Below are 1,550 nucleotides of genomic sequence, written 5' to 3'. Positions count from 1 at the left end.
TTTTTTTTTTTTACTTTCCACTGGCTTCTTGTCACTTACTATTCATTATTGTTATACACTATTGACTCGACTACCAGTAGTTAGTGTTCATGAGCGTTATAGTTGTTCAGATAAATGAATACGATGCTAGCTGTTACGAGCGCTAAAATTTGAAAGGGTCGGATCGGATAGGGTTAAGACCGATAATTTAGATACGAATTTCTAACGCAAGAGAAAAGTGCCTCCTCATTTTTCCTTCTTAATTTTGATTTGGCGAAAGTGAGGACGCGTCTCTTTGAACTGCAACTTACTTTAAATACCTTGCTTACACGCGTGTTTACAAATGTTGGTTCCTGTATTTTGCGTGTGAATAATTGAGATACATAGCAAAAACATGACCTGGGTGAATTTTTTCTAATCTCTTGTGTTTGCGGTACAGAAGCCAGACGAGAGGCAGAGGAATAACATAAGAGAATTCCCGCACCGTGCTACGTCCACAAAAAGAAGATAGAGACAGACGCCCAACGAGAATTATTAAATATCAACCCAGTAAGACAAATCCCAGTACTACAAGCTCTCTCTCTCTCTCTCTCTCTCTTGCTACGCCATTCCCTCGAGGTCAGTTCCAACAATATCAGTTTCCCAGACGCCGTTCCCTACGAGCTTGCTATGAACCACTTTCTACACACTGATTTCTCTGTTTGTGATAGTGCAGCGCAAGTCAGCCGAGGAACAAAGGCATTAGAGGTGAATTAAGTGGAATTCAACGAAGGCGAGAAAGAGTTTAGATGATGCCGTTGTGTTATGAGGTGGTGATAACTGACACACACAAAAGCACACACACACACACACACTAAACCCTTACAGTAAACACCCACCAAATTATATTTAAAAAAAGGATATGAAAAGAGTTATTTAGTCTTACATAAACAGCAAAATTAGCAAACAGCAATACACACACACACACACACACACACACACACACTGAACAAGCTTAACTCACCTCTCCCAGCCAGACAGTCAGACAGCCAGACGTCCATCCCTTACCTGGCCTCACCTTACGTAACACTACTTAAGACGTGATCACCTGACCTTACCTAACCGGACCTGGCTTCACACTTCCCCATCTTCACCCTCGCACGTACCTGTAAAGAGACCAAGGTAAATTACTAACTATTTCAGACCCGATGTGGCATCGTTTTTCGGGAATATCTTCAAGGCTATTAGTCGGACAGTTATGACAGTCTAACACAATGTTTACAACACCCCGCCGTAATTTATAATGTTATAGGAGTTAGTCAAATTTATATACTTTAGGAGTTTACTCTTACGATTTTAAGTTGTAGTCAGTGAGAACCCAAACACCAGAGCAAAGGTTCAGACAAGTCGAGTTACCCCCCCTCCCCTTCATCAGTTCCCTCATCCCCCCACCAACAAGCTCCCCCCATCCCCCTCGCACACCCATCCTTCTATCACCTCTCCCCCCTCCCATCCTCTCCTCTCCCCCCTCCAGTTCTCCCACCACCCTCTCTCTCTCTCTCTCTCTCTCTCTCTCTCTGCGTTCGTGTGTG

General features: G+C 43.5%; 1 protein-coding gene. It reads right to left on the bottom strand.

Translation table 11 applies throughout. The annotated features are described in order from the left end of the window. Nucleotides 1–1,306 precede the first annotated feature (1,306 nt). Nucleotides 1,307–1,550 (bottom strand): hypothetical protein (locus ACK5JN_RS12175; protein ID WP_416870418.1); only part of this gene is annotated, 244 nt, incomplete at its 5' end.

This window comes from Kluyvera sp., assembly GCF_047971185.1.
Classification (GTDB): Bacteria; Pseudomonadota; Gammaproteobacteria; order Enterobacterales; family Enterobacteriaceae; genus Kluyvera.
Note: the sequence above shows the minus strand (reverse complement) of the source record. Positions and strands in the feature narration are given on the sequence as shown.